Source organism: Pseudomonas hormoni (assembly GCF_018502625.1).
Taxonomy (GTDB): domain Bacteria; phylum Pseudomonadota; class Gammaproteobacteria; order Pseudomonadales; family Pseudomonadaceae; genus Aquipseudomonas; species Aquipseudomonas hormoni.
Genome location: NZ_CP075566.1, coordinates 4,435,356 through 4,453,728, shown reverse-complemented (window position 1 = coordinate 4,453,728; position 18,373 = coordinate 4,435,356). Strand labels below are relative to the sequence as shown.

At 57.9% G+C, this 18,373-nt stretch carries 18 protein-coding genes and 1 pseudogene; 8 read left to right on the top strand and 11 right to left on the bottom strand.

Annotated elements, in window-relative coordinates:
- The first annotated feature begins 157 nt into the window (after positions 1–157).
- Together KJF94_RS20755 and KJF94_RS20750 are read left to right on the top strand one after the other, a co-directional pair.
- On the top strand, positions 158–1,066 hold the full coding sequence (locus KJF94_RS20755; protein ID WP_214378389.1) for a flagellar protein MotY: 909 nt from the start codon (positions 158–160) through the stop codon (positions 1,064–1,066).
- A gap of 129 nt (positions 1,067–1,195) precedes the next feature.
- Positions 1,196–2,413, top strand: a complete 1,218-nt coding sequence (locus tag KJF94_RS20750; RefSeq protein WP_007898502.1) for an argininosuccinate synthase — start codon at positions 1,196–1,198, stop codon at positions 2,411–2,413.
- Between the two features lie 149 nt (positions 2,414–2,562).
- Here KJF94_RS20750 and KJF94_RS20745 read toward each other — a convergent pair whose 3' ends face one another.
- On the bottom strand, positions 2,563–3,189 hold the full coding sequence (locus tag KJF94_RS20745; RefSeq protein WP_214378387.1) for a hypothetical protein: 627 nt from the start codon (positions 3,187–3,189) through the stop codon (positions 2,563–2,565).
- A gap of 485 nt (positions 3,190–3,674) precedes the next feature.
- Between KJF94_RS20745 and KJF94_RS20740 the strand changes: the two genes are divergently transcribed.
- A complete protein-coding gene (locus KJF94_RS20740; RefSeq protein ID WP_084322710.1) occupies positions 3,675–4,301 on the top strand; it encodes a response regulator transcription factor in 627 nt (208 codons plus the stop codon).
- Between the two features lie 90 nt (positions 4,302–4,391).
- On the opposite strand, the gene KJF94_RS20735 is transcribed toward KJF94_RS20740, so the two are convergent.
- The 8 genes and pseudogenes from KJF94_RS20735 to metG all read right to left on the bottom strand — a co-directional run bounded on the left by KJF94_RS20735 (position 4,392) and on the right by metG (position 11,402).
- Entirely contained in the window at positions 4,392–4,571 is a 180-nt protein-coding gene (locus KJF94_RS20735; RefSeq protein ID WP_084322711.1) for a PA3496 family putative envelope integrity protein, read from the bottom strand.
- Between the two features lie 107 nt (positions 4,572–4,678).
- Positions 4,679–5,317 (bottom strand): endonuclease III, encoded by a 639-nt coding sequence (gene nth, locus KJF94_RS20730; RefSeq protein WP_214378385.1) that lies wholly within the window; start codon positions 5,315–5,317, stop codon positions 4,679–4,681.
- A gap of 25 nt (positions 5,318–5,342) precedes the next feature.
- Positions 5,343–5,852: an Rnf-Nqr domain containing protein gene (locus KJF94_RS20725; RefSeq protein ID WP_214378383.1), complete on the bottom strand. Its 510-nt coding sequence runs from the start codon at positions 5,850–5,852 to the stop codon at positions 5,343–5,345.
- The gene (locus tag KJF94_RS20720) at positions 5,845–6,456 is read right to left on the bottom strand and encodes an RnfABCDGE type electron transport complex subunit G (protein ID WP_214378381.1); all 612 of its coding nucleotides are present in this window, start codon (positions 6,454–6,456) and stop codon (positions 5,845–5,847) included. Before KJF94_RS20720 ends, KJF94_RS20725 begins: the two co-directional genes overlap by 8 nt.
- Positions 6,453–7,441 (bottom strand): annotated as a pseudogene (locus tag KJF94_RS20715) (RnfABCDGE type electron transport complex subunit D). Before KJF94_RS20715 ends, KJF94_RS20720 begins: the two are co-directional and overlap by 4 nt.
- The gene (rsxB, locus tag KJF94_RS20710; RefSeq protein WP_214378379.1) at positions 7,428–8,642 is read right to left on the bottom strand and encodes an electron transport complex subunit RsxB; all 1,215 of its coding nucleotides are present in this window, start codon (positions 8,640–8,642) and stop codon (positions 7,428–7,430) included. Before rsxB ends, KJF94_RS20715 begins: the two are co-directional and overlap by 14 nt.
- On the bottom strand, positions 8,639–9,208 hold the full coding sequence (locus KJF94_RS20705) for an electron transport complex protein RnfA (protein ID WP_214378377.1): 570 nt from the start codon (positions 9,206–9,208) through the stop codon (positions 8,639–8,641). Before KJF94_RS20705 ends, rsxB begins: the two co-directional genes overlap by 4 nt.
- A 142-nt stretch (positions 9,209–9,350) precedes the next feature.
- Positions 9,351–11,402 (bottom strand): methionine--tRNA ligase, encoded by a 2,052-nt coding sequence (gene metG, locus KJF94_RS20700; protein WP_214378375.1) that lies wholly within the window; start codon positions 11,400–11,402, stop codon positions 9,351–9,353.
- A gap of 366 nt (positions 11,403–11,768) precedes the next feature.
- Between metG and apbC the strand changes: the two genes are divergently transcribed.
- Entirely contained in the window at positions 11,769–12,863 is a 1,095-nt protein-coding gene (gene apbC / locus KJF94_RS20695) for an iron-sulfur cluster carrier protein ApbC (RefSeq protein WP_214378373.1), read from the top strand.
- Between the two features lie 125 nt (positions 12,864–12,988).
- Here apbC and KJF94_RS20690 read toward each other — a convergent pair whose 3' ends face one another.
- Entirely contained in the window at positions 12,989–13,747 is a 759-nt protein-coding gene (locus tag KJF94_RS20690; RefSeq protein WP_214378371.1) for an SDR family oxidoreductase, read from the bottom strand.
- Positions 13,748–13,902: 155 nt separating this feature from the next.
- Here KJF94_RS20690 and KJF94_RS20685 point away from each other — a divergent pair, with 155 nt between their 5' ends.
- The 4 genes from KJF94_RS20685 to groL all read left to right on the top strand — a co-directional run bounded on the left by KJF94_RS20685 (position 13,903) and on the right by groL (position 17,411).
- Positions 13,903–14,634, top strand: a complete 732-nt coding sequence (locus KJF94_RS20685) for a HugZ family pyridoxamine 5'-phosphate oxidase (protein WP_214378369.1) — start codon at positions 13,903–13,905, stop codon at positions 14,632–14,634.
- Positions 14,635–14,700: 66 nt separating this feature from the next.
- Positions 14,701–15,177: an FxsA family protein gene (locus KJF94_RS20680; protein ID WP_017340554.1), complete on the top strand. Its 477-nt coding sequence runs from the start codon at positions 14,701–14,703 to the stop codon at positions 15,175–15,177.
- A 247-nt stretch (positions 15,178–15,424) separates the two neighbouring features.
- Positions 15,425–15,718, top strand: a complete 294-nt coding sequence (locus KJF94_RS20675) for a co-chaperone GroES (protein WP_008155545.1) — start codon at positions 15,425–15,427, stop codon at positions 15,716–15,718.
- 49 nt (positions 15,719–15,767) lie between these two features.
- Entirely contained in the window at positions 15,768–17,411 is a 1,644-nt protein-coding gene (groL, locus tag KJF94_RS20670) for a chaperonin GroEL (protein ID WP_008032122.1), read from the top strand.
- 186 nt (positions 17,412–17,597) lie between these two features.
- Here groL and KJF94_RS20665 read toward each other — a convergent pair whose 3' ends face one another.
- Positions 17,598–18,341 (bottom strand): phosphatase PAP2 family protein, encoded by a 744-nt coding sequence (locus KJF94_RS20665; protein WP_214378367.1) that lies wholly within the window; start codon positions 18,339–18,341, stop codon positions 17,598–17,600.
- Positions 18,342–18,373 lie beyond the last annotated feature (32 nt).

Genomic DNA, 18,373 nt, shown 5'->3' with positions numbered 1-18,373 from the left:
GGGGATTCCAGGCGGGTCAAACTCAGGGGAATGCTACCGGAAAAGACTCTCTCAGGCACTCGCTATCAAGTTTTGCAGGAAGCTTCCGATATCCAACAGGTACGCCGTAAACATGTGTGTGTCGGTCTTTTTGTTGTAGAAGCCAGTGGAGCCTCCCGTGCGCCAGCGTTATTTAGCCTTGCTCAGTGTGTTTGCCAGCCTTCCCGCGATGGCGCTCACTTTCCAGACCCGTCTGGAGAGCATCGAGTGGACGGTCGAAGGGGACAAGTTCGAGTGCCGCCTGACTCAACCGATTACCGATTTCGGTTCGGGTGAGTTCGTGCGTCGCGCCGGCGAGCAGGCGACGTTTCGTCTGAAAGCCTACAACTCGATGGTCGGCGGCGGCTCGGCGACCTTATTGGCGGCCGCTGCACCCTGGCAGCCGGGGCGTGGCGACATCAATCTCGGTTCCGTACAGATCGGCAGCGGCAATGTGCTGTTCAACAGTTCGCAGGTTCAGGCCGGACGCTTGATCAGTGGCCTGATGGATGGGCGCAGTCCGGTCGTCCGACATTATTCGGGTGATGGCCGGGTCTCGGAAGTGCGGCTGTTGCCGGTCAAGTTCAGCAAGGCGTTCAACGATTATCAGGGCTGCGTGGCGAAGCTGCTGCCGAAGAACTTCGAGCAGGTTAAACAGACGCAAATCGGCTTTCCCGGCGACGGCCTCGATCTCGACACGCAGGCCAAGGCTCAGTTGCAGGTGATGCTGGAGTTCATGAAGGCCGATCCGACGGTCAATCACATCGAACTCGACGGCCACTCCGACAACAGCGGCAACCGCCTGACCAATCGTGACTTGTCGCGGCGTCGAGCGCTGGCGGTTATGGAGTTCTTCAAGGCCAACGGTGTTCAGGAATCGCAGATTACCGTGCGCTTCCACGGCGAGCGCTATCCGTTGGCGCCCAACACCAATGCGACCAATCGGGCGAAAAACCGTCGGGTCAATGTGCACCTCGCGCGGGTCGCGCCCACCGAGCAACCGGCGCCCCAATCAACAGCATCGGCGAGCGCCGCGAAGACCTCCTGAACCGGCTGTCATCGTCGCCCGCTCGACATAATCTGTCGCTTCGTCGTCATAAGCTGTCGCGCCTCTGTAAATTATCCTGCATGACCGGTAGACTTGACGGCTTTCCGTAGAACCCCGTGGAGTGATGGCATGGCGGACGTAAACAAGGTCGTTCTGGCGTATTCCGGCGGCCTGGACACTTCGGTGATCCTCAAGTGGCTGCAGGATACTTATAACTGTGAAGTCGTGACCTTCACCGCTGACCTGGGTCAGGGCGAAGAGGTCGAACCTGCACGTGCCAAGGCTCAGGCCATGGGCGTGAAAGAGATCTACATCGACGATCTGCGCGAAGAGTTCGTGCGCGATTTCGTTTTCCCGATGTTCCGCGCCAACACCGTTTACGAAGGCGAGTACCTGCTGGGTACTTCCATCGCTCGTCCGTTGATCGCCAAGCGCTTGATCGAAATCGCCAACGAAACCGGCGCTGACGCCATTTCCCACGGCGCCACCGGCAAAGGCAACGACCAGGTTCGTTTTGAACTCGGCGCCTACGCCTTGAAGCCAGGTGTGAAAGTGATTGCACCGTGGCGCGAATGGGACCTGCTGTCCCGTGAAAAGCTGATGGATTACGCTGAAAAGCACAACATCCCGATCGAGCGTCACGGCAAGAAAAAATCCCCGTACTCGATGGATGCCAACCTGCTGCACATCTCCTATGAAGGCGGCGTGCTGGAAGACACCTGGACCGAGCACGAAGAAGACATGTGGAAATGGACCGTCTCCCCGGAGAAGGCTCCAGATAAAGCGCAGTACCTGGAACTGACCTACCGCAACGGCGACATCGTTGCATTGGACGGCGTCGAAATGACTCCAGCGACGGTGCTGGCGACCCTGAACCGTATCGGTGGCGAACACGGCATCGGCCGCCTCGACATCGTCGAGAACCGTTACGTGGGCATGAAGTCCCGGGGCTGCTACGAAACCCCAGGCGGCACCATCATGCTGCGCGCTCACCGTGCGATCGAATCGATCACCCTGGACCGTGAAGTGGCTCACCTCAAAGACGAGTTGATGCCTAAATACGCCAGTCTGATCTACACCGGTTACTGGTGGAGCCCTGAGCGTCTGATGCTGCAACAGATGATCGATGCTTCCCAGGCACACGTGAACGGCGTTGTGCGCCTGAAGCTGTACAAGGGCAACGTCATCGTCACGGGTCGCAAGTCCGACGAATCGTTGTTCGACGCCAACATTGCGACATTTGAAGAAGATGGCGGCGCCTACAACCAGGCGGATGCGGCTGGCTTCATCAAGCTGAACGCCCTGCGCATGCGTATTGCGGCGAACAAGGGTCGGAAGCTTTTCTGAAGTTTCTGACGCTCTGATGGAATTTGTGGCCTTGTTTTGACAAGGCCACAAATTTGGAAATAGGGATTTTTCTTTCTGACATTGCGATTCATCTTTCTTGTTTCGTAAGCGCCATTCCTGCCTGCTGCTCTCCTGTCGATCGTAAAACGCTACTGACCGCTGTGGGCCAGTCTGGCGAGTTGATCAATGACCGTCACGTCGTGTGAGCTCACATTGTAAGCAATGCAAAACGGTGCGCCGTTGCGTTTCTTTACGTGTCTGAAAAATTTGATCGCGCTTTCTTTCAGTAAATTCTCTGATTCGGCACTGGTGAGAAACACGACAACTTGCGTCGAATCTCCCTTGGGTAACCGAATCCTTTCCAGAAACTCGCGGAATTCGTTTTTTCTGTTCATCCATCGCGCATCAATGATGTGCAGGTCTTCAAGACGCTCGGGCAACTCGATGTGGTGCTGGATCGAGAAGTTTTCCCGTCCGCCGTTTTCGCCAGGCGTGCCTTGAGCAACATCCGGACGCTCGGCATTGTCCATGACTTTTATGAAGTGCTTTCCCTTCTCAAAATCGGACGGCGCATAGAGCGATCGATAATTGAAGTTGAGGGTGGCGAAGAACAGAAGAAGCAAATAAAAAGGAAAGCTGATCAAAAACCAGATATAGAGCTCTCGTTCCTTATTATCGAGGAACGGCAGGGAGACGGCTGCCGATGTTTCAGACAGTGTTGCGAATATTGCGATGACTGTCATGGGGTTGGTGATTCTCTGTTTGAGTTTTATCATGTTTTGTACTCATATAAGTTTGTCTTTTCTCGTTGGGTTAATGGGTGATAGTTGAGTGTTGCGATCTTTATGTTAACTGTGAATTTATAGTTGGCCTATATCTGTTTTATCTTGGTTGAGTTGTTGGAGTGCTTTTGCTGTAAAGTTTTGTGTGTGGTGTTTTCAATGTGTCGCACAAGCGCTGAAATGTAGGTTCTCGTAAAGAGTAGCTCAACTACAGGCCTCGTCGGGCTAGAGATATTGATTTATTTTTCTGGTTTTATTTTTGTAGATTGATACAAAAAAATTGTTGAAGAGTGGCATGTCATAAAGCAAATAAAATTTCCGACACGCCGCTCTCGAAGATTTCTTGTAAGAATATTCCGTATTGTTTGTAGGGAATGTCTCTCGGTGTGGGTGACCGAGAGGGGCAGCGTGCCATGGGTGAAACGACTAGGCTATTGTGCGGGCTCTAAAAATTCGAACAGCGAAAATTGGACTTGCCCATGAATAAAGTGCTGATCGTGGATGATCACCCCGTCATTCGTCTTGCGGTACGTATGCTGATGGAGCGTCATGGCTACGAAGTCATTGCAGAAACAGATAATGGCGTGGATGCCTTACAACTGGCTCGTGAACATATGCCGGATATTGTCATCCTGGATATAGGAATACCGAAGCTGGATGGACTGGAAGTCATTGCGCGCCTTGTCTCGGCAGCAATGCCAATGAAAGTACTGATATTGACTTCCCAGGCGCCTGGACATTTTTCGATGCGTTGCATGCAGTCCGGTGCTGCCGGATATGTTTGCAAACAACAGGATCTCACTGAGTTGCTCAGTGCAATAAAGGCTGTATTGTCAGGCTACAGTTATTTTCCCAATCAAGCCCTGCATACAGTGCGTTCCAGTCTGGGGAACGCCAGTGAAGCCGATATGGTGGATCGTCTGTCGGGGCGGGAGATGATGGTTTTGCAACAGTTGGCCCGAGGCAAGACCAATAAGGAAATTGCCGATGGAATGTTCCTCAGCAACAAAACCGTCAGTACTTACAAGACTCGCCTGTTGTTGAAGCTCAATGCGCGATCCTTGGTGGACTTGATCGAGCTGGCTCAACGCAATGGGCTGGTGTGACTGCACCAGCGCTTCACGGGGCTTGGTAAATGGGCGTTTTCGAGGTTTCACACTTAAAAAAAAGCCTCCGTTTCGGGAGGCTTTCAGATGTCATAGGTCAAAATCGTAATCGGCCAACTGTTTTTGCAGTCGGCGCTCCTCCAGTAAGTTGTCGATCGTGCGGCGTTTGCTCAGGTTGGTCTTTGCCACTTCAACCACCGGTTCCGCGTCATCGGCCTCAACGGGTGTGAAGTCCTCTTCTACGTCCAATTGCTCTTTGCCAGTGCTCATAAGGTTAACTCCAGGCTAAGACTGCCTTTGGCGCCCCTTATAGCGACAATCTCTCCGCGGGTAAAAAAGATTTTTTCAATCGATAAATCAAAAAACCTAATAGCGCCTCAATCGTCCGAAGTCTTGTGCTTGTATTCGCACAGGTCTTCGATCCGGCAACTGCCACAACGGGGCTTGCGGGCCAGGCAGACGTAACGTCCGTGAAGAATCAGCCAGTGATGGGAATCGAGCAGGTATTCCTTGGGCACAAACTTCATCAGTTTTTTCTCGACCTCGACCACGTTTTTGCCTGGCGCAATGCCGGTACGGTTACTGACCCGGAAAATGTGGGTGTCCACGGCCATGGTCAGTTGGCGAAAGGCTGTGTTGAGCACCACGTTGGCGGTTTTACGGCCAACGCCGGGCAGCGCTTCCAGCTCTTCGCGGGTCTGCGGTACTTCGCCCGCATGACGTTCCACCAGCAAGCGACACGTCTCGATCACGTTTTTTGCCTTGCTGTTGAACAGGCCGATGGTCTTGATGTGTTCCGACAATCCCTCGACGCCCAGCGCATAAATCGCCTGCGGCGTATTGGCCACCGGGTAGAGTTTCGCGGTGGCCTTGTTAACGCCGACATCGGTCGATTGCGCTGAGAGAATCACGGAGATCAGCAATTCGAACGGCGAGGAGTAGGCCAGTTCGGTCTTCGGTTCCGGGTTGTCTTCATGCAGCCTACGGAAAATTTCCAGACGTTTTGCAGCATTCATAGGCAGTGCGTTTCCTCGAAAACGGTCAGTGTGAGGGATTCGGGCGGGACCAGGCCTGCCAGGCAGCGATCACCAGCCCCAGCAGAATGAATCCACCGGGGACCAGAGTGGCCAGGTGCACGCCTCCATTGCCGATAAGTTCGCGCAACAGGCCCAAGCCGACCATCAGCGCGCCGAACAGGCCACAGAGGCGAAGACGGTCGCGCAATGCGCTCTGGAAGAAGCCCGTGTGATCAAGAACGACACATTGCAAGGCGATGAGTCCGGCATAGATTCCCACCTGCTGATGCCATTTGAGTGACCAGACTTGTGCCGCGATTTCCGCGCAACTGGTCAGCGTGGCGGCCAGCAAAATGCCGGCAAACAGTCGGGCAGACGGAACAAGTCGGGGTCGCAGGGCCGCCATGCCGACGCCGTAGGCACTGATCACCACAATGAACATCAACCACAGGCCAAGTGCGGTCATCCATGAGTCGGTGGCGCCAATCAGCGGTGCGAGCATCAGCGAGTTCTGCAGCGTCGATGACTTATTCATGGGGACTGTTCCCGATCAACTGTTGCCGATGTTCATCGAAGTAGCGCAAGGCATCGTGGATGGCGTTGATCACGGCTCTTGAAGTGATGGTCGCCCCTGCGATCTGATCAAACTGGCCCTGATCCTTTTTCAACGCCCAGCCATTGTCGGCCGGTTCGTTTCGTGACTTGCCGGCAAAGGCGTTGAGCCAGGCATTCGGCCAGTCGGCGATTCGCGCACCCAACCCCGGAGTCTCTGATTGCTTGAGGGATTTGATCCCCACCAACTTGCCGTTTGCGCCGATGGCGATCAACAAGTCGATACTGCCCGTATAACCCAATGCCTGACTGCGCAACAAAACGACGCTGGGTTGGCCAGCCTTGGTCGCCAGGTAGCCGCCTTGCAATGTGCTGTTGGTCAACACGGCATCGTCGAGGCGCAACGGTTGTTCCAGCGGTTGATTGTCGTAACTGTCAGCGGGCAGCAGGTCCAGCAGATTACGGCTGTCGATCAGGCGCTGTTCAGTCGCAATGCGTGGCGCGCTGCTCTGCTGCACAAGGTAAGTTGCGCCAATCCCCAGGCCTGCCAGCACGACCAGAATCACCACGCTCGACGCTCGGTTCATGGCGCAGCACGCTCCTGTCTCGACGCGACAAATCGGTCCAGCGCCGGCACGCAGAGGTTCATCAACAGCACCGCAAACGCCACGCCGTCCGGATAACCGCCCCAGGTACGAATCAAGTAAGTCAGCAGTCCCACACCCGCGCCGAACAGCAGTCGGGCGCCAGGGTTTTGGCGCCCGACACCGGTTCCGTCACGATAAAGAACGCACCCAGCATGCTCGCGCCGGTGAGCAGATGAAACAGTGGCGAGCCATGGGAATCGGACCCCGAGCCGTTCCAGCACAGCAGGCTGATGACGAACAGGCTGGCAAGCATGCCGACCGGTGCGTGCCAGCTGAACACCCGTCGTTGCAGCAGAAACACGCCGCCCGCCAGAAAGGCGAGGTTGACCCACTCCACGCCGCGCGCACCGAAGTGACCGAAGGCCGGATTGCCAGCGAAGAGTTCGTCCATGGTCAGGCTTTTGTTGATTCGCAAGCTGTCCAGCGCCGTGGCCTGGACCCAGGCATCCGGCGTCTGGCTGAGGCTGAAACCGAACACTTGTTGCAAACCACCGAGCAGGTCCATGCCGTGGGACGACGGCCAATGGGTCATCTGCTGGGGAAACGTCACCATCACCAGGGCAAAACCGAGCATCGCCGGGTTGAACGGATTTTTTCCGACGCCGCCATACAGCTGTTTGCCGACCAGCGCGAACGCCGCGGCACAGACCGTCAGCCACCACGGGCAATACGGCGGCAAGGCCAGGGCCAGCAACGTCGCGCTGACCAGTGCACTGCCGTCGCTCAAGGTGGGTTTGAGCTCCCGCTTGCGCAACTGCAACACCGTCGCTTCAACGGCCAGCGCGGTCACGCCGGCCAGCATCAGGTTGATCAATACACCCCAGCCATACAACCAGAACAACACCAGCATGCCCGGCACGGTGGCCAGCAACACCAGCTTCATGGCCTGCTGCAGGCGCTCGTCGACCGATTCAAGGGGCGACATAGGCATCCACCTGACGCTCGGCTTCCTGGAGACGGGCGCGCGCCTTGTTCATCAGTTCGGCGGGTGTGTCGGTGCGTCGTTCGAGTTTGCTGACGTCGGCGCGAGCGTAGGCCAATTCGGTTTTCAGCTGGCGAAGCTGGTTGTCGATGGGACGTTTTTCAACACGCGCCAGGTCAGGTAAAGGTTGTTCGCTCGAAGCCTCGGCGGTGTGGAGGGCTTTTTCGGCGTCGCCGAGTGCGCATTGCAAGGCTTCGATTTGCTCGGCCGGCGCTTCGCTGGTTTGAGCTTTCTTGAGTTCGGCGCGGCGCATGGCCAGCTGGATCTTCGCTCGTTTCAGCTCGGCGTCCTTTACTGGCTCAATGGGTGCAGCGGTAGGCAGTGCACTGCTTTCCAATTGCGCCAGGGCTTGTTCGCACGCTTCGAACTGCTGTTGCAGGACAACCAGTTGCGATTGCTGTTCGAAGGTCGGCGGATGGCCGAACGCTTTGAGCGATTTGTTCAGTTGCGCGCGGCTCATTGCCAGATCGATCTTGGCTTTCTTCAGCGCCGCATCGGCATTCGCCGCTTTCTGCACACGGACCCTTTCCAGCGCGGCCTGAACCGGGTCGAGCGTCGTCACTTCAGTGTGCTGCGCCGCACGATGTGCCCGGGCCTGGCGCTCGGCGAGTTTCTGTTCTTCTTCGCGATGCAAACGCGCATTGCGCTGTTCAAAACGGCGCCGTGCGTGATTGCGTTTGGCGGCACGCGCCTGTTGTTCTTCAAGACTGAACGCCAGGCCACCGACAATCGGCAACACCGTGGCCAGCGGCAACGGCCGCATCTCGATGCAATCCACCGGGCAAGGCGCCACGCAGAGGTCGCAACCGGTGCATTCGTCGATGATCACCGTGTGCATCAATTTCGCCGCGCCGACGATGGCATCTACCGGACAGGCCTGAATGCATTTGGTGCAACCAATGCACTCGGCCTCGCGGATGTAGGCGATTTGCGCCGGGGCCGAACCGCGACTGACGTCCAGTTCCAGCACCGGTACTTTCAGCAATTGGGCCAGTGCCGAGATGGTTTCGCTGCCCCCGGGCGGACACTTGTTGATCGGCTCGCCACTGGCAATGCCCTCGGCGTACGGCTTGCACCCGGGGTGGCCACACTTGCCGCACTGGGTCTGCGGCAAAAGCGCGTCGATGCGTTGAATCAGACTCATGTTTTGATCAGTCCGCTGAATCCGAGAAAAGCCACTGCGATCAAACCGGCGCCGATCAGGTCGATCGGCAGGCCGCGAAAGGGCAGGGGAACATCGTTATCGAGGGTGCGCTGGCGCAAGTCGCAGAACAGACTCAGCACCAGCCAGAAACCCAATCCGGCACCGAGGCTCAGGGCCGTGGCGTGGAAAAATCCCTTGTCGTCCCGCACGTTGATCAGCGCCAGCCCGAGGACGCTGGCATTGCCCAGAAGTAATGGCCAGAGACCTTCGAACGACAGCGTGGAAAACAGCTTCGGCAGCAGCGTCAGCAGCGGCGCGATCAGCAAAACGCTCAGTGGTAAAAACACGAACAGGCCCAGCGAACTCAACCCCAGCGGCACCAGCAGCCAGTGATAGAGGGCATGACCGAGCATGCCGACGATCAGCATCAGGCAGGTCGTCGCGATACCCAGCGCATGCACCTGACGGCGCTCTGTGCCAAGCAGCGGATCGACGCCCAGCGGCCAGTGCAACACGAAGTTGTTGATCAGGGCAGCGCTGATAAGCGTAAGAACAATCTCGGTCATGATCGTGCCGGAAGAAAGAAGGCTCTTTAACGGGGTGGTCTAAAAAGCTTAGGCATTATCCGGCAAGGAAGGAGGGTGGGCCAGATATGAAAATCCCACAGTCGCGCCGGGCACGACTGTGGGATCGGTTTACTGCAGAGCCTTACTTGATGCGCTGGCCTGGCTTGGCGCCGCTGTCAGGGCTGAGCAGGTAGATTTCTTCACCGCCAGGGCCGGCCGCCATCACCATGCCTTCGGAGATACCGAACTTCATTTTCCGTGGCTTGAGGTTGGCGATCATCATGGTCAGGCGACCATTGAGCTTGGACGGATCCGGATAAGCGCTCTTGATTCCGGAGAACACGTTGCGTTGCTCGTCACCGATGTCCAGGGTCAGGCGCAACAGCTTGTCGGCACCTTCTACATGTTCGGCCTTGACGATCAGGGCGACGCGCAGGTCGACCGCGGCAAAGGCGTCGAACTCGATCTCCGGCGACAGTGGATCCTTGGCCAGTTCGCCGTTGCCGGCAGGTGCCGCTTCGCCGGTGTCGGTCTGGCTGGCGGTCAGGTCTTCTTTCGAAGCATCGGTCATGGCTTGCACTTTCACCGGGTCGATACGGGTCATCAACGGTTTGAACTCGTTCAACTGATGGTTGCTGAGCAAGGTCGCGTGGTCGTTCCAGGTCAGCGGTGCGACGTTCAGGAACGCCTCGGCATCGGCGGCCAGCAATGGCAGCACCGGTTTGAGGAAAATCACCAACTGGCGGAACAGGTTGATGCCCAGGGCGCAGATGGCCTGGACTTCATCGTGCTTGCCTTCCTGTTTGTTCAGCGACCACGGTGCCTTGTCGGCGATCCAGGCGTTGGCGCGGTCGGCCAGGCCCATGATCTCGCGCATGGCGCGGGCAAAGTCGCGAGCCTCGTAGGCTTCGGCGATGCTTGGCGCTGCGGCGAGGAACGCTTCGGTCAGTTCCGGTGCGGCGTTACCCGCCACCAGCACGCCAGCGTTGCCTTTGTGGATGAAACCGGCGCAGCGGCTGGCGATGTTGACGACTTTGCCGACCAGGTCGGAGTTGACCTTCTGCACGAAGTCTTCGAGGTTCAGGTCGAGGTCATCGACGCCACGGCCCAGCTTGGCCGCATAGTAATAACGCAGGTATTCCGGCGACAGGTGATCCAGGTAGGTCCGGGCCTTGATGAAGGTGCCACGGGACTTGGACATTTTCTGACCGTTGACGGTCAGGTAGCCGTGCACGTTGATGCCGGTCGGTTTACGGAAACCGGCGCCTTCGAGCATCGCTGGCCAGAACAGGGCGTGGAAGTTGACGATGTCCTTGCCGATGAAGTGGTACAGCTCGGCCGTGGAGTCCTTGCCCCAGAACGCATCGAAATCCAGCTCCGGCGTACGGTTGCACAGGTTCTTGAAGCTGGCCATGTAGCCGATCGGTGCGTCCAGCCAGACGTAGAAGTATTTGCCTGGCTCGTCAGGAATTTCGAAACCGAAGTACGGCGCATCGCGGGAGATGTCCCACTGTTGCAGGCCGGCATCCAGCCATTCGGCGATCTTGTTGGCCACGGCGTCTTGCAGGGTGCCGCTGCGGGTCCAGGCCTGCAGCATTTCCTGGAAGTCCGGCAGCTTGAAGAAGAAGTGTTGGGAATCCTTGAGCACCGGGGTGGCGCCAGAGATCGCCGACTTCGGATCCTTCAGGTCGGTCGGCGCGTAGGTTGCACCGCATTTTTCGCAGTTGTCGCCGTACTGGTCTTCGGTGCCGCACTTCGGGCAGGTGCCCTTGATGAAGCGGTCGGCCAGGAACATTTTCTTTTCCGGGTCGAAGTACTGAGTGATCGAGCGCTGGGCGATGTGCCCGGCGTCGCGCAGCTTCAGGTAGATCTGGCTCGACAGCTCACGGTTTTCTTCGGCGTGAGTGGAGTGGAAGTTGTCGAAGTCCACCAGGAACTCGGCAAAGTCGGCGCTGTGTTCAGCCTGGACGTTGGCGATCAGTTGTTCCGGGGTGATGCCTTCCTTTTCCGCGCGCAACATGATGGCCGAACCGTGAGCGTCGTCGGCGCAGACATAAATGCATTGGTTGCCGCGGTGCTTCTGGAAGCGCACCCACATATCGGTCTGGATATATTCCAGCATGTGGCCAAGATGGATCGAACCATTGGCATAGGGCAGGGCGCTGGTGACGAGGATCTTGCGTGGCTCGGACATGGGGCTCGGCTACTTGATGAAACGGAGGTCCGCCACTATAAAGCGCCGGCGCATATTTTTCACCCCGTCAGCCTGTTTCCGGTTGCATCGAATGCCCAAACCTGTGAACAGGCAGTTTGAGGGTGAAAGTGCTTTTGTGGCGAGGGAGCTTGCTCCCGCTGGGCGGCGAAGTCGCCCCAAACCCTGCAACCCGGTTTCGGCAGAAGGAACGCGTTCGTCTGATTGCGACTGCTTCGCAGCCGAACGGGAGCAAGCTCCCTCGCCACGGGAATGTGTTCGCTACAAATGATCGTGTGACATGCCGCCCCGAGCTCAGAACGGTTAGGATACCCGCCTGATTTTCCAGTCTTGCTATCGGAGTTGCCCATGAGCGCCGTCAATCGCGCAGCGGTGGAAGCCGTCCTTCGCCAGTACACCGACCCTTACCTGAACCAGGACCCGGTCAGCGCCGGGTGCGTGCGTAACATCGACATCCAGGGTGATCGCGTCAGCGTCCAGCTGGAGTTGGGTTACGCCGCCGGGCTGTTCAAAAGTGGCTGGGCACAGATGCTGCAAATGGCCATCGAAGGCCTCGACGGCGTCGCCAGCGCCCGCGTTGATATCACCAGCGTGATCGCCGCGCACAAGGCCCAGGCACAGATTCCGGGCCTGGCCAACGTCAAGAATGTCGTCGCCGTGGCGTCCGGCAAAGGGGGGGTGGGCAAATCCACCACCGCCGCCAACCTCGCGCTGGCCCTGGCCCGCGAAGGCGCCAAGGTCGGGATCCTCGACGCGGACATTTACGGTCCGAGCCAGGGCATCATGTTCGGCATTCCCGAAGGCACCCGACCAAAGGTCAAGGATCAGAAGTGGTTCGTGCCGATCGAGTCCCATGGCGTCGAAGTGATGTCGATGGCGTTTTTGACCGACGACAACACGCCGATGGTCTGGCGTGGGCCGATGGTCTCCGGTGCTCTGTTGCAACTGGTGACACAAACCGCCTGGGGCGATCTGGATTACCTGGTCATCGACATGCCGCCAGGCACCGGCGACATCCAGCTGACCCTGGCGCAAAAAGTGCCGGTGGCCGGCGCGGTCATTGTCACCACCCCGCAAGACCTGGCGTTACTTGACGCACGCAAAGGCGTGGAGATGTTCCGCAAGGTCAACATCCCGGTGCTGGGCGTGGTGGAAAACATGGCCGTGCACATCTGCTCGAACTGCGGGCATGCCGAGCATCTGTTCGGTGAGGGCGGTGGTGTGAAGCTGGCCAACCAATATGGCGTTGAACTGCTGGCTTCGTTGCCGCTGGCAATGGCCATTCGCGAACAGGCCGACGGCGGCAAGCCAACGGTGATCGCCGAGCCGGACAGCCCGATTGCGCTGGTCTACCAGGAACTCGCCCGCCATGTCGGCGCGCGGATTGTGTTGCAGGAAGCGGTATCGCCGGCGATGCCGAACATCACCATCAGCGACGATTGATGGCCTGAAACACAATCAACTGTGGGAGCTAGCCCGCTAGCGATAACGGATTCACATTCAACAAATATGTTGACTGAACCCCCGCAATCGCTAGCAGGCTAGCTCCCACATTGATCTATGGGGGTTTAAACCCGCAACCCGCCATCCATCTCCAGAATCCGACCGGTGTAGTAGTCGTTCTCGAAAATGTACGCCGCCGAATGAGCGATTTCTTCCGGCTTGCCCATACGCTTGAGCGGAATCCCGGACGTCATCTTCTCCAGCGCTTCAGGCTTCATGCCCAGCGTCATCTCGGTTTCGATAAAGCCCGGCGCAATACCCGCCACACGAATGCCATAGCGCGCCAGTTCCTTCGCCCAGGTCACGGTCGCCGCCGCCACACCGGCCTTGGCAGCGGAGTAGTTGGTCTGGCCGACGTTGCCGGCACGGGAGATCGACGAGATATTGATGATTGCGCCGCTGTTGTTAAGCTCGACCATTTTTGCCGCGACTTCACGGGTGCACAGGAACACGCCGGTCAGGTTGACGTCGATCACCGCCTGCCATTGAGCCAGGCTCATCTTGGTCATCTCGCCGTCCTTGACCTTGAGCAGCAAGCCGTCGCGCAGGATCCCGGCGTTGTTGATCAGGCCATGGATCGCGCCGAAATCTTCGGCCACCTGGGCGACCATGTGCGTCACTTGCTCTTCATTGGCGACGTTGCACAGGTAGGCGCGGGCCTCGACACCCTTGGCCTTGCACGCGGCAACGGCGTCGTCGAGTTTTTCCTGGTTCAGGTCAACCAGCGCAAGCTTCGCGCCTTTGCCGGCGAAATACTCGGCCATGGAACGGCCTAAACCCTGGCAACCGCCAGTGATAATGATTACTTTGTCAGTGAGTTGCATTCGCATGTCCCGGTAACAGGTTGGAGTGGTCTTCCTGCAAGAGAGCCTCTCGATCTGCACCGGACGTGCACATGAGAACTGCCCCGATGGCGGACTGTAACTTTCACCAGTCGCCTGTCCGTTTTTTCGACGGATTCTATATAAGGAGTCATAAATTGAGCGTTGAAGCGGCCAAGAATGCCCGAGAATTGCTTCTCAAGGAATACCGTGGAGTGCTCTCGACGCACTCCAAGGCGATGCCCGGCTTCCCGTTTGGTTCGGTGGTTCCGTACTGCCTGGACGGGCAGGGTCGGCCGCTGATCCTGATCAGCCGCATCGCCCAGCACACGCATAACCTGCAGAAAGACCCGAAATGCTCACTGTTCGTGGGCGAGCGTGAGGCCGAAGACGTGCAAGCCGTCGGTCGCCTGACCTACCTCGCCGAAGCGGAAAAGCTTGAGGACGAGGCCGCCATCGAAGCAGCGGCCGAGCGTTACTACCGCTATTTCCCGGATTCGCAGAGCTACCACAAGGCCCACGATTTCGATTTCTGGGTGCTCAACCCCGTGCGTCACCGCTACATCGGCGGTTTCGGCGCGATTCACTGGGTCGATCAGCTGACCCTGGCCAATCCTTTCGCGGGCAAGGCGGAAGTGAGCATGGTCGAGCACATGAATGCCGATCACGCCAAAGCCATCGCCCACTATGTCGACCTCGCCGGCCTGCCGAAAACCGAACCGGCACAATTGGCCGGGATCGACACGGAAGGCATGCACCTGCGCATCGGTCAGGGACTCTACTGGCTACCGTTTCAAGCGCCATGTAATACGCCGACACAAGTCCGTGAAGCCTTGGTTTTCCTGGCTCACGCCGAGCATTGGCCGAAAAATGAAGTGGCTGACGCTTGAATTCACGCAATGGCGACGTCATCTAGGGAACACTGGCAAGGCATTCTTGCGTTGAGGAACCATTTGATGCGCCCTTTTTTGTTGCTCTTTGTGCTGTTTCCGGTGTTGGAGCTGTTCGTATTCGTCAAGGTAAGCGGGGCGATCGGGTTTTTTCCGGCCCTGCTGCTGGTCATTCTCGGCTCGATGCTCGGCGTATTCGTGCTGCGTATCGCCGGCCTGGCAACCGCGCTGCGTGCGCGTGAAAGCCTGAACCGCGGCGAACTGCCGGCCCAGACCATGCTCGAAGGCCTGATGCTGGCACTGGCCGGTGGTCTGTTGATTCTGCCGGGCTTCGTCACTGACGTGCTGGGTCTGATCATGTTGCTGCCGATCTCTCGCCGGTTGCTGGCCAATAAAATGCGCCAGCGCGCCGAAGAGGCGGCGATCCGTCAACGTGCGTTCGCCGATGATCTTCAGCCACGGGGCGGTCCTGCTCCACAGCAGCCGTTGGGCCGTGAGCCGAACGTGATCGAAGGCGAGTTCGAACACCGCGATTCCAAGTAAACCGTTTCACCTGCACGGCACCTTCGGGTGCCGTGTTCGTTTTCGGGGCATGGATGTAAAAAATTTCGATCCGCGCCCTTGTAATAAGCTTATGCGCCCTTATGTAACGGTCACCGCAAGGTTTCTGGCAATCACGCCAGACAGACTTCCGCGGTTCGCTTGACGAACCGCACCCGGCACCGCCGGATTTGTTAAACCCGCCGGGAATACACCGGCCGATGAAAACCACAATTAGGAGAGATCGACAATGAAGCTTCGTCCTCTGCATGACCGCGTCGTCGTCCGTCGCAGCGAAGAAGAAAAGAAAACCGCTGGCGGTATCGTCCTGCCAGGTTCGGCTGCTGAAAAGCCAAACCAGGGTGAAGTCCTGGCTGTAGGCCCGGGCAAAGCACTGGAAAACGGTGAAGTGCGCGCGCTGGCTGTGAAAGTGGGTGACAAGGTTGTGTTCGGCCCTTACTCCGGCAGCAACACCGTGAAAGTTGACGGCGAAGACCTGCTGGTCATCGGCGAGAGCGAAATCCTCGCTGTTATCGAAGGCTGATTTCCCGCTCATTTTCCCGCTACTACAAAGTATTTAAGGAATATCGATCATGGCTGCTAAAGAAGTTAAATTCGGCGATTCCGCCCGCAAGAAAATGCTCGCCGGTGTCAACGTCCTGGCTGACGCAGTAAAAGCGACCCTGGGCCCTAAAGGCCGTAACGTGATCATCGAGAAGAGCTTCGGCGCTCCGACCATCACCAAGGACGGCGTGTCCGTCGCTAAAGAAATCGAACTGAAAGACCGTTTCGAAAACATGGGCGCGCAGCTGGTCAAAGACGTTGCCTCCCGTGCCAACGATGACGCAGGCGACGGCACCACCACCGCTACCGTTCTGGCTCAGTCGATCGTCAACGAAGGCCTGAAAGCCGTCGCTGCCGGCATGAACCCGATGGACCTGAAGCGCGGTATCGACAAAGCGACCATCGCGATCGTCAAAGAGCTGAAAGCCCTGTCCAAGCCTTGCGCTGACACCAAGGCCATCGCTCAGGTCGGCACCATCTCGGCCAACTCCGACAACTCCATCGGCGACATCATTGCCGAAGCCATGGAAAAAGTCGGTAAAGAAGGCGTGATCACCGTTGAAGAAGGCTCGGGCCTGGAAAACGAACTGTCGGTTGTTGAAGGCATGCAGTTCGACCGTGGCTACCTGTCCCCGTACTTCGTCAACAAGCCAGAGACCATGACTGCCGAGCTCGACGGTCCGCTGATCCTGCTGGTCGACAAAAAGATCTCGAACATCCGCGAAATGCTGCCAGTCCTGGAAGCCGTTGCCAAAGCCGGCCGTCCACTGCTGATCGTGGCCGAAGACGTTGAAGGCGAAGCCCTGGCGACGCTGGTTGTGAACAACATGCGTGGCATCGTTAAAGTCGCAGCCGTCAAGGCTCCAGGCTTCGGCGACCGTCGCAAGGCCATGCTGCAGGACATCGCTGTTCTGACTGGCGGTACCGTTATCTCCGAAGAGATCGGTCTGAGCCTGGAAAGCACTACCCTGGAACACCTGGGTAATGCCAAGCGCGTGATCCTGTCGAAAGAAAACACCACCGTGATCGACGGTGCCGGCGTTGAGGCTGATATCCAGGCTCGCGTTCTGCAGATCCGTCAGCAAGTGGCCGACACCTCGTCCGACTACGACCGTGAAAAACTGCAAGAGCGTCTGGCCAAGCTGTCCGGCGGCGTTGCAGTGATCAAGGTTGGCGCTGGTTCCGAAGTTGAAATGAAAGAGAAGAAAGCCCGCGTTGAAGACGCTCTGCACGCTACCCGTGCAGCCGTTGAAGAAGGCGTGGTACCTGGCGGCGGCGTGGCACTGGTTCGCGCTCTGCAGGCAATCTCCGAGCTGAAAGGCGACAACGATGACCAGAACGTTGGCATCCAGTTGCTGCGTCGCGCTGTTGAAGCGCCACTGCGCCAGATCGTTGCCAACTCCGGCGACGAGCCAAGCGTAGTCGTGGACAAGGTCAAGCAGGGTTCGGGTAACTACGGTTACAACGCTGCCACCGGCGAATACGGCGACATGATCGAAATGGGTATCCTGGACCCGGCTAAAGTGACTCGTTCGGCTCTGCAAGCGGCTTCGTCGATTGCCAGCCTGATGATCACCACCGAAGCCATGATCGCGGAGATCAAGGAAGACGCACCAGCTGGTGGCGGCATGCCAGACATGGGCGGTATGGGCGGCATGGGCGGCATGATGTAAGCCAGCCTTACCCCTGTACTAAAAACCCCGTCTGCGAAAGCAGGCGGGGTTTTTTATTGCCTGGCATAAAGGTGTGTTGTTCATGAGGGCCCCTTCGCGGGCAAGCCTTGCTCCTACAGGTTCAGCGTTGATCGTTTGAACAACGTTGAACCTGTAGGAGCAAGGCTTGCCCGCGAAGGCGTCAGCTCAGGCGCCGATGGGTTCTGCTTTGACGACCTTCTCTGCCTTGGAAGCCGGTCGATACAGGATGTAGTAATACGACCCCAGACAAATCAGCCAGCAGAAAATCGCCGTCCATACGTTGTGCGAGAAAAAGTGCGCGCCCTGCATCATCCGGCTCACGGAAAACACCGTGCCCAGCGCGAAGGCAAGGATAAAGGCTTTACGTGCCAGACGCGGACGCCGATCCCGCAGCACAAAGAACAGCGCAAACAGCGTGAAACCGGTCGCGGCATGCCCGCCGGGCCAGCAACGACCGGGTTTGTCGGTGGGTGGGCGCGGGCTGAGCAGTTCGCTGTAGGTTTCATGACCACCGAACTGTTCAAGACTCCACGGGCATTGAACCGCCGTCACCGCTTTGACCGGCGTGACAAAGGATGTCGCCAGGCCCAGGGACAGCACCAGACAGCCCAGTTCCCGTTTGAACGGTTTGAGCCTGTCGATGAAAAAGGCACCGATTAAACCGAAGATCGCGAACACCGAGAAGGCGATGACCACTTGCTTGGCGCGGTCATGCAGGATGTTTTCGAGGAAGTAACTGTGGCGCCCGATGAAGTCTCCGGCCGCCGGATCATAGAACAGCGTGGCCAGGTCCATGTCCAGGGACGTCAGTTCGAGCAGCACCAGAATGATCGCCGCAACGGCGGGAACACCCAGGCACACCCAGAAATTGAGCGGGCGAGAGGCGGGGCGGGCAAGGGTCGAAACCATGGCAGTTCCTTGATCGGTTAAATGTTCTTGAG

What these genes read in the sequence shown, in the direction of transcription:
- KJF94_RS20750 (WP_007898502.1), top strand. Translation starts at nt 1,196, where the DNA reads ATGGCGGACGTAAACAAGGTCGTTCTGGCGTATTCCGGCGGCCTGGAC.
- KJF94_RS20745 (WP_214378387.1), bottom strand. Translation starts at nt 3,189, where the DNA reads ATGATAAAACTCAAACAGAGAATCACCAACCCCATGACAGTCATCGCA.
- KJF94_RS20740 (WP_084322710.1), top strand. Translation starts at nt 3,675, where the DNA reads ATGAATAAAGTGCTGATCGTGGATGATCACCCCGTCATTCGTCTTGCG.
- KJF94_RS20735 (WP_084322711.1), bottom strand. Translation starts at nt 4,571, where the DNA reads ATGAGCACTGGCAAAGAGCAATTGGACGTAGAAGAGGACTTCACACCC.
- nth (WP_214378385.1), bottom strand. Translation starts at nt 5,317, where the DNA reads ATGAATGCTGCAAAACGTCTGGAAATTTTCCGTAGGCTGCATGAAGAC.
- KJF94_RS20725 (WP_214378383.1), bottom strand. Translation starts at nt 5,852, where the DNA reads ATGAATAAGTCATCGACGCTGCAGAACTCGCTGATGCTCGCACCGCTG.
- KJF94_RS20720 (WP_214378381.1), bottom strand. Translation starts at nt 6,456, where the DNA reads ATGAACCGAGCGTCGAGCGTGGTGATTCTGGTCGTGCTGGCAGGCCTG.
- rsxB (WP_214378379.1), bottom strand. Translation starts at nt 8,642, where the DNA reads ATGAGTCTGATTCAACGCATCGACGCGCTTTTGCCGCAGACCCAGTGC.
- KJF94_RS20705 (WP_214378377.1), bottom strand. Translation starts at nt 9,208, where the DNA reads ATGACCGAGATTGTTCTTACGCTTATCAGCGCTGCCCTGATCAACAAC.
- metG (WP_214378375.1), bottom strand. Translation starts at nt 11,402, where the DNA reads ATGTCCGAGCCACGCAAGATCCTCGTCACCAGCGCCCTGCCCTATGCC.
- apbC (WP_214378373.1), top strand. Translation starts at nt 11,769, where the DNA reads ATGAGCGCCGTCAATCGCGCAGCGGTGGAAGCCGTCCTTCGCCAGTAC.
- KJF94_RS20690 (WP_214378371.1), bottom strand. Translation starts at nt 13,747, where the DNA reads ATGCAACTCACTGACAAAGTAATCATTATCACTGGCGGTTGCCAGGGT.
- KJF94_RS20680 (WP_017340554.1), top strand. Translation starts at nt 14,701, where the DNA reads ATGCGCCCTTTTTTGTTGCTCTTTGTGCTGTTTCCGGTGTTGGAGCTG.
- KJF94_RS20675 (WP_008155545.1), top strand. Translation starts at nt 15,425, where the DNA reads ATGAAGCTTCGTCCTCTGCATGACCGCGTCGTCGTCCGTCGCAGCGAA.
- groL (WP_008032122.1), top strand. Translation starts at nt 15,768, where the DNA reads ATGGCTGCTAAAGAAGTTAAATTCGGCGATTCCGCCCGCAAGAAAATG.
- KJF94_RS20665 (WP_214378367.1), bottom strand. Translation starts at nt 18,341, where the DNA reads ATGGTTTCGACCCTTGCCCGCCCCGCCTCTCGCCCGCTCAATTTCTGG.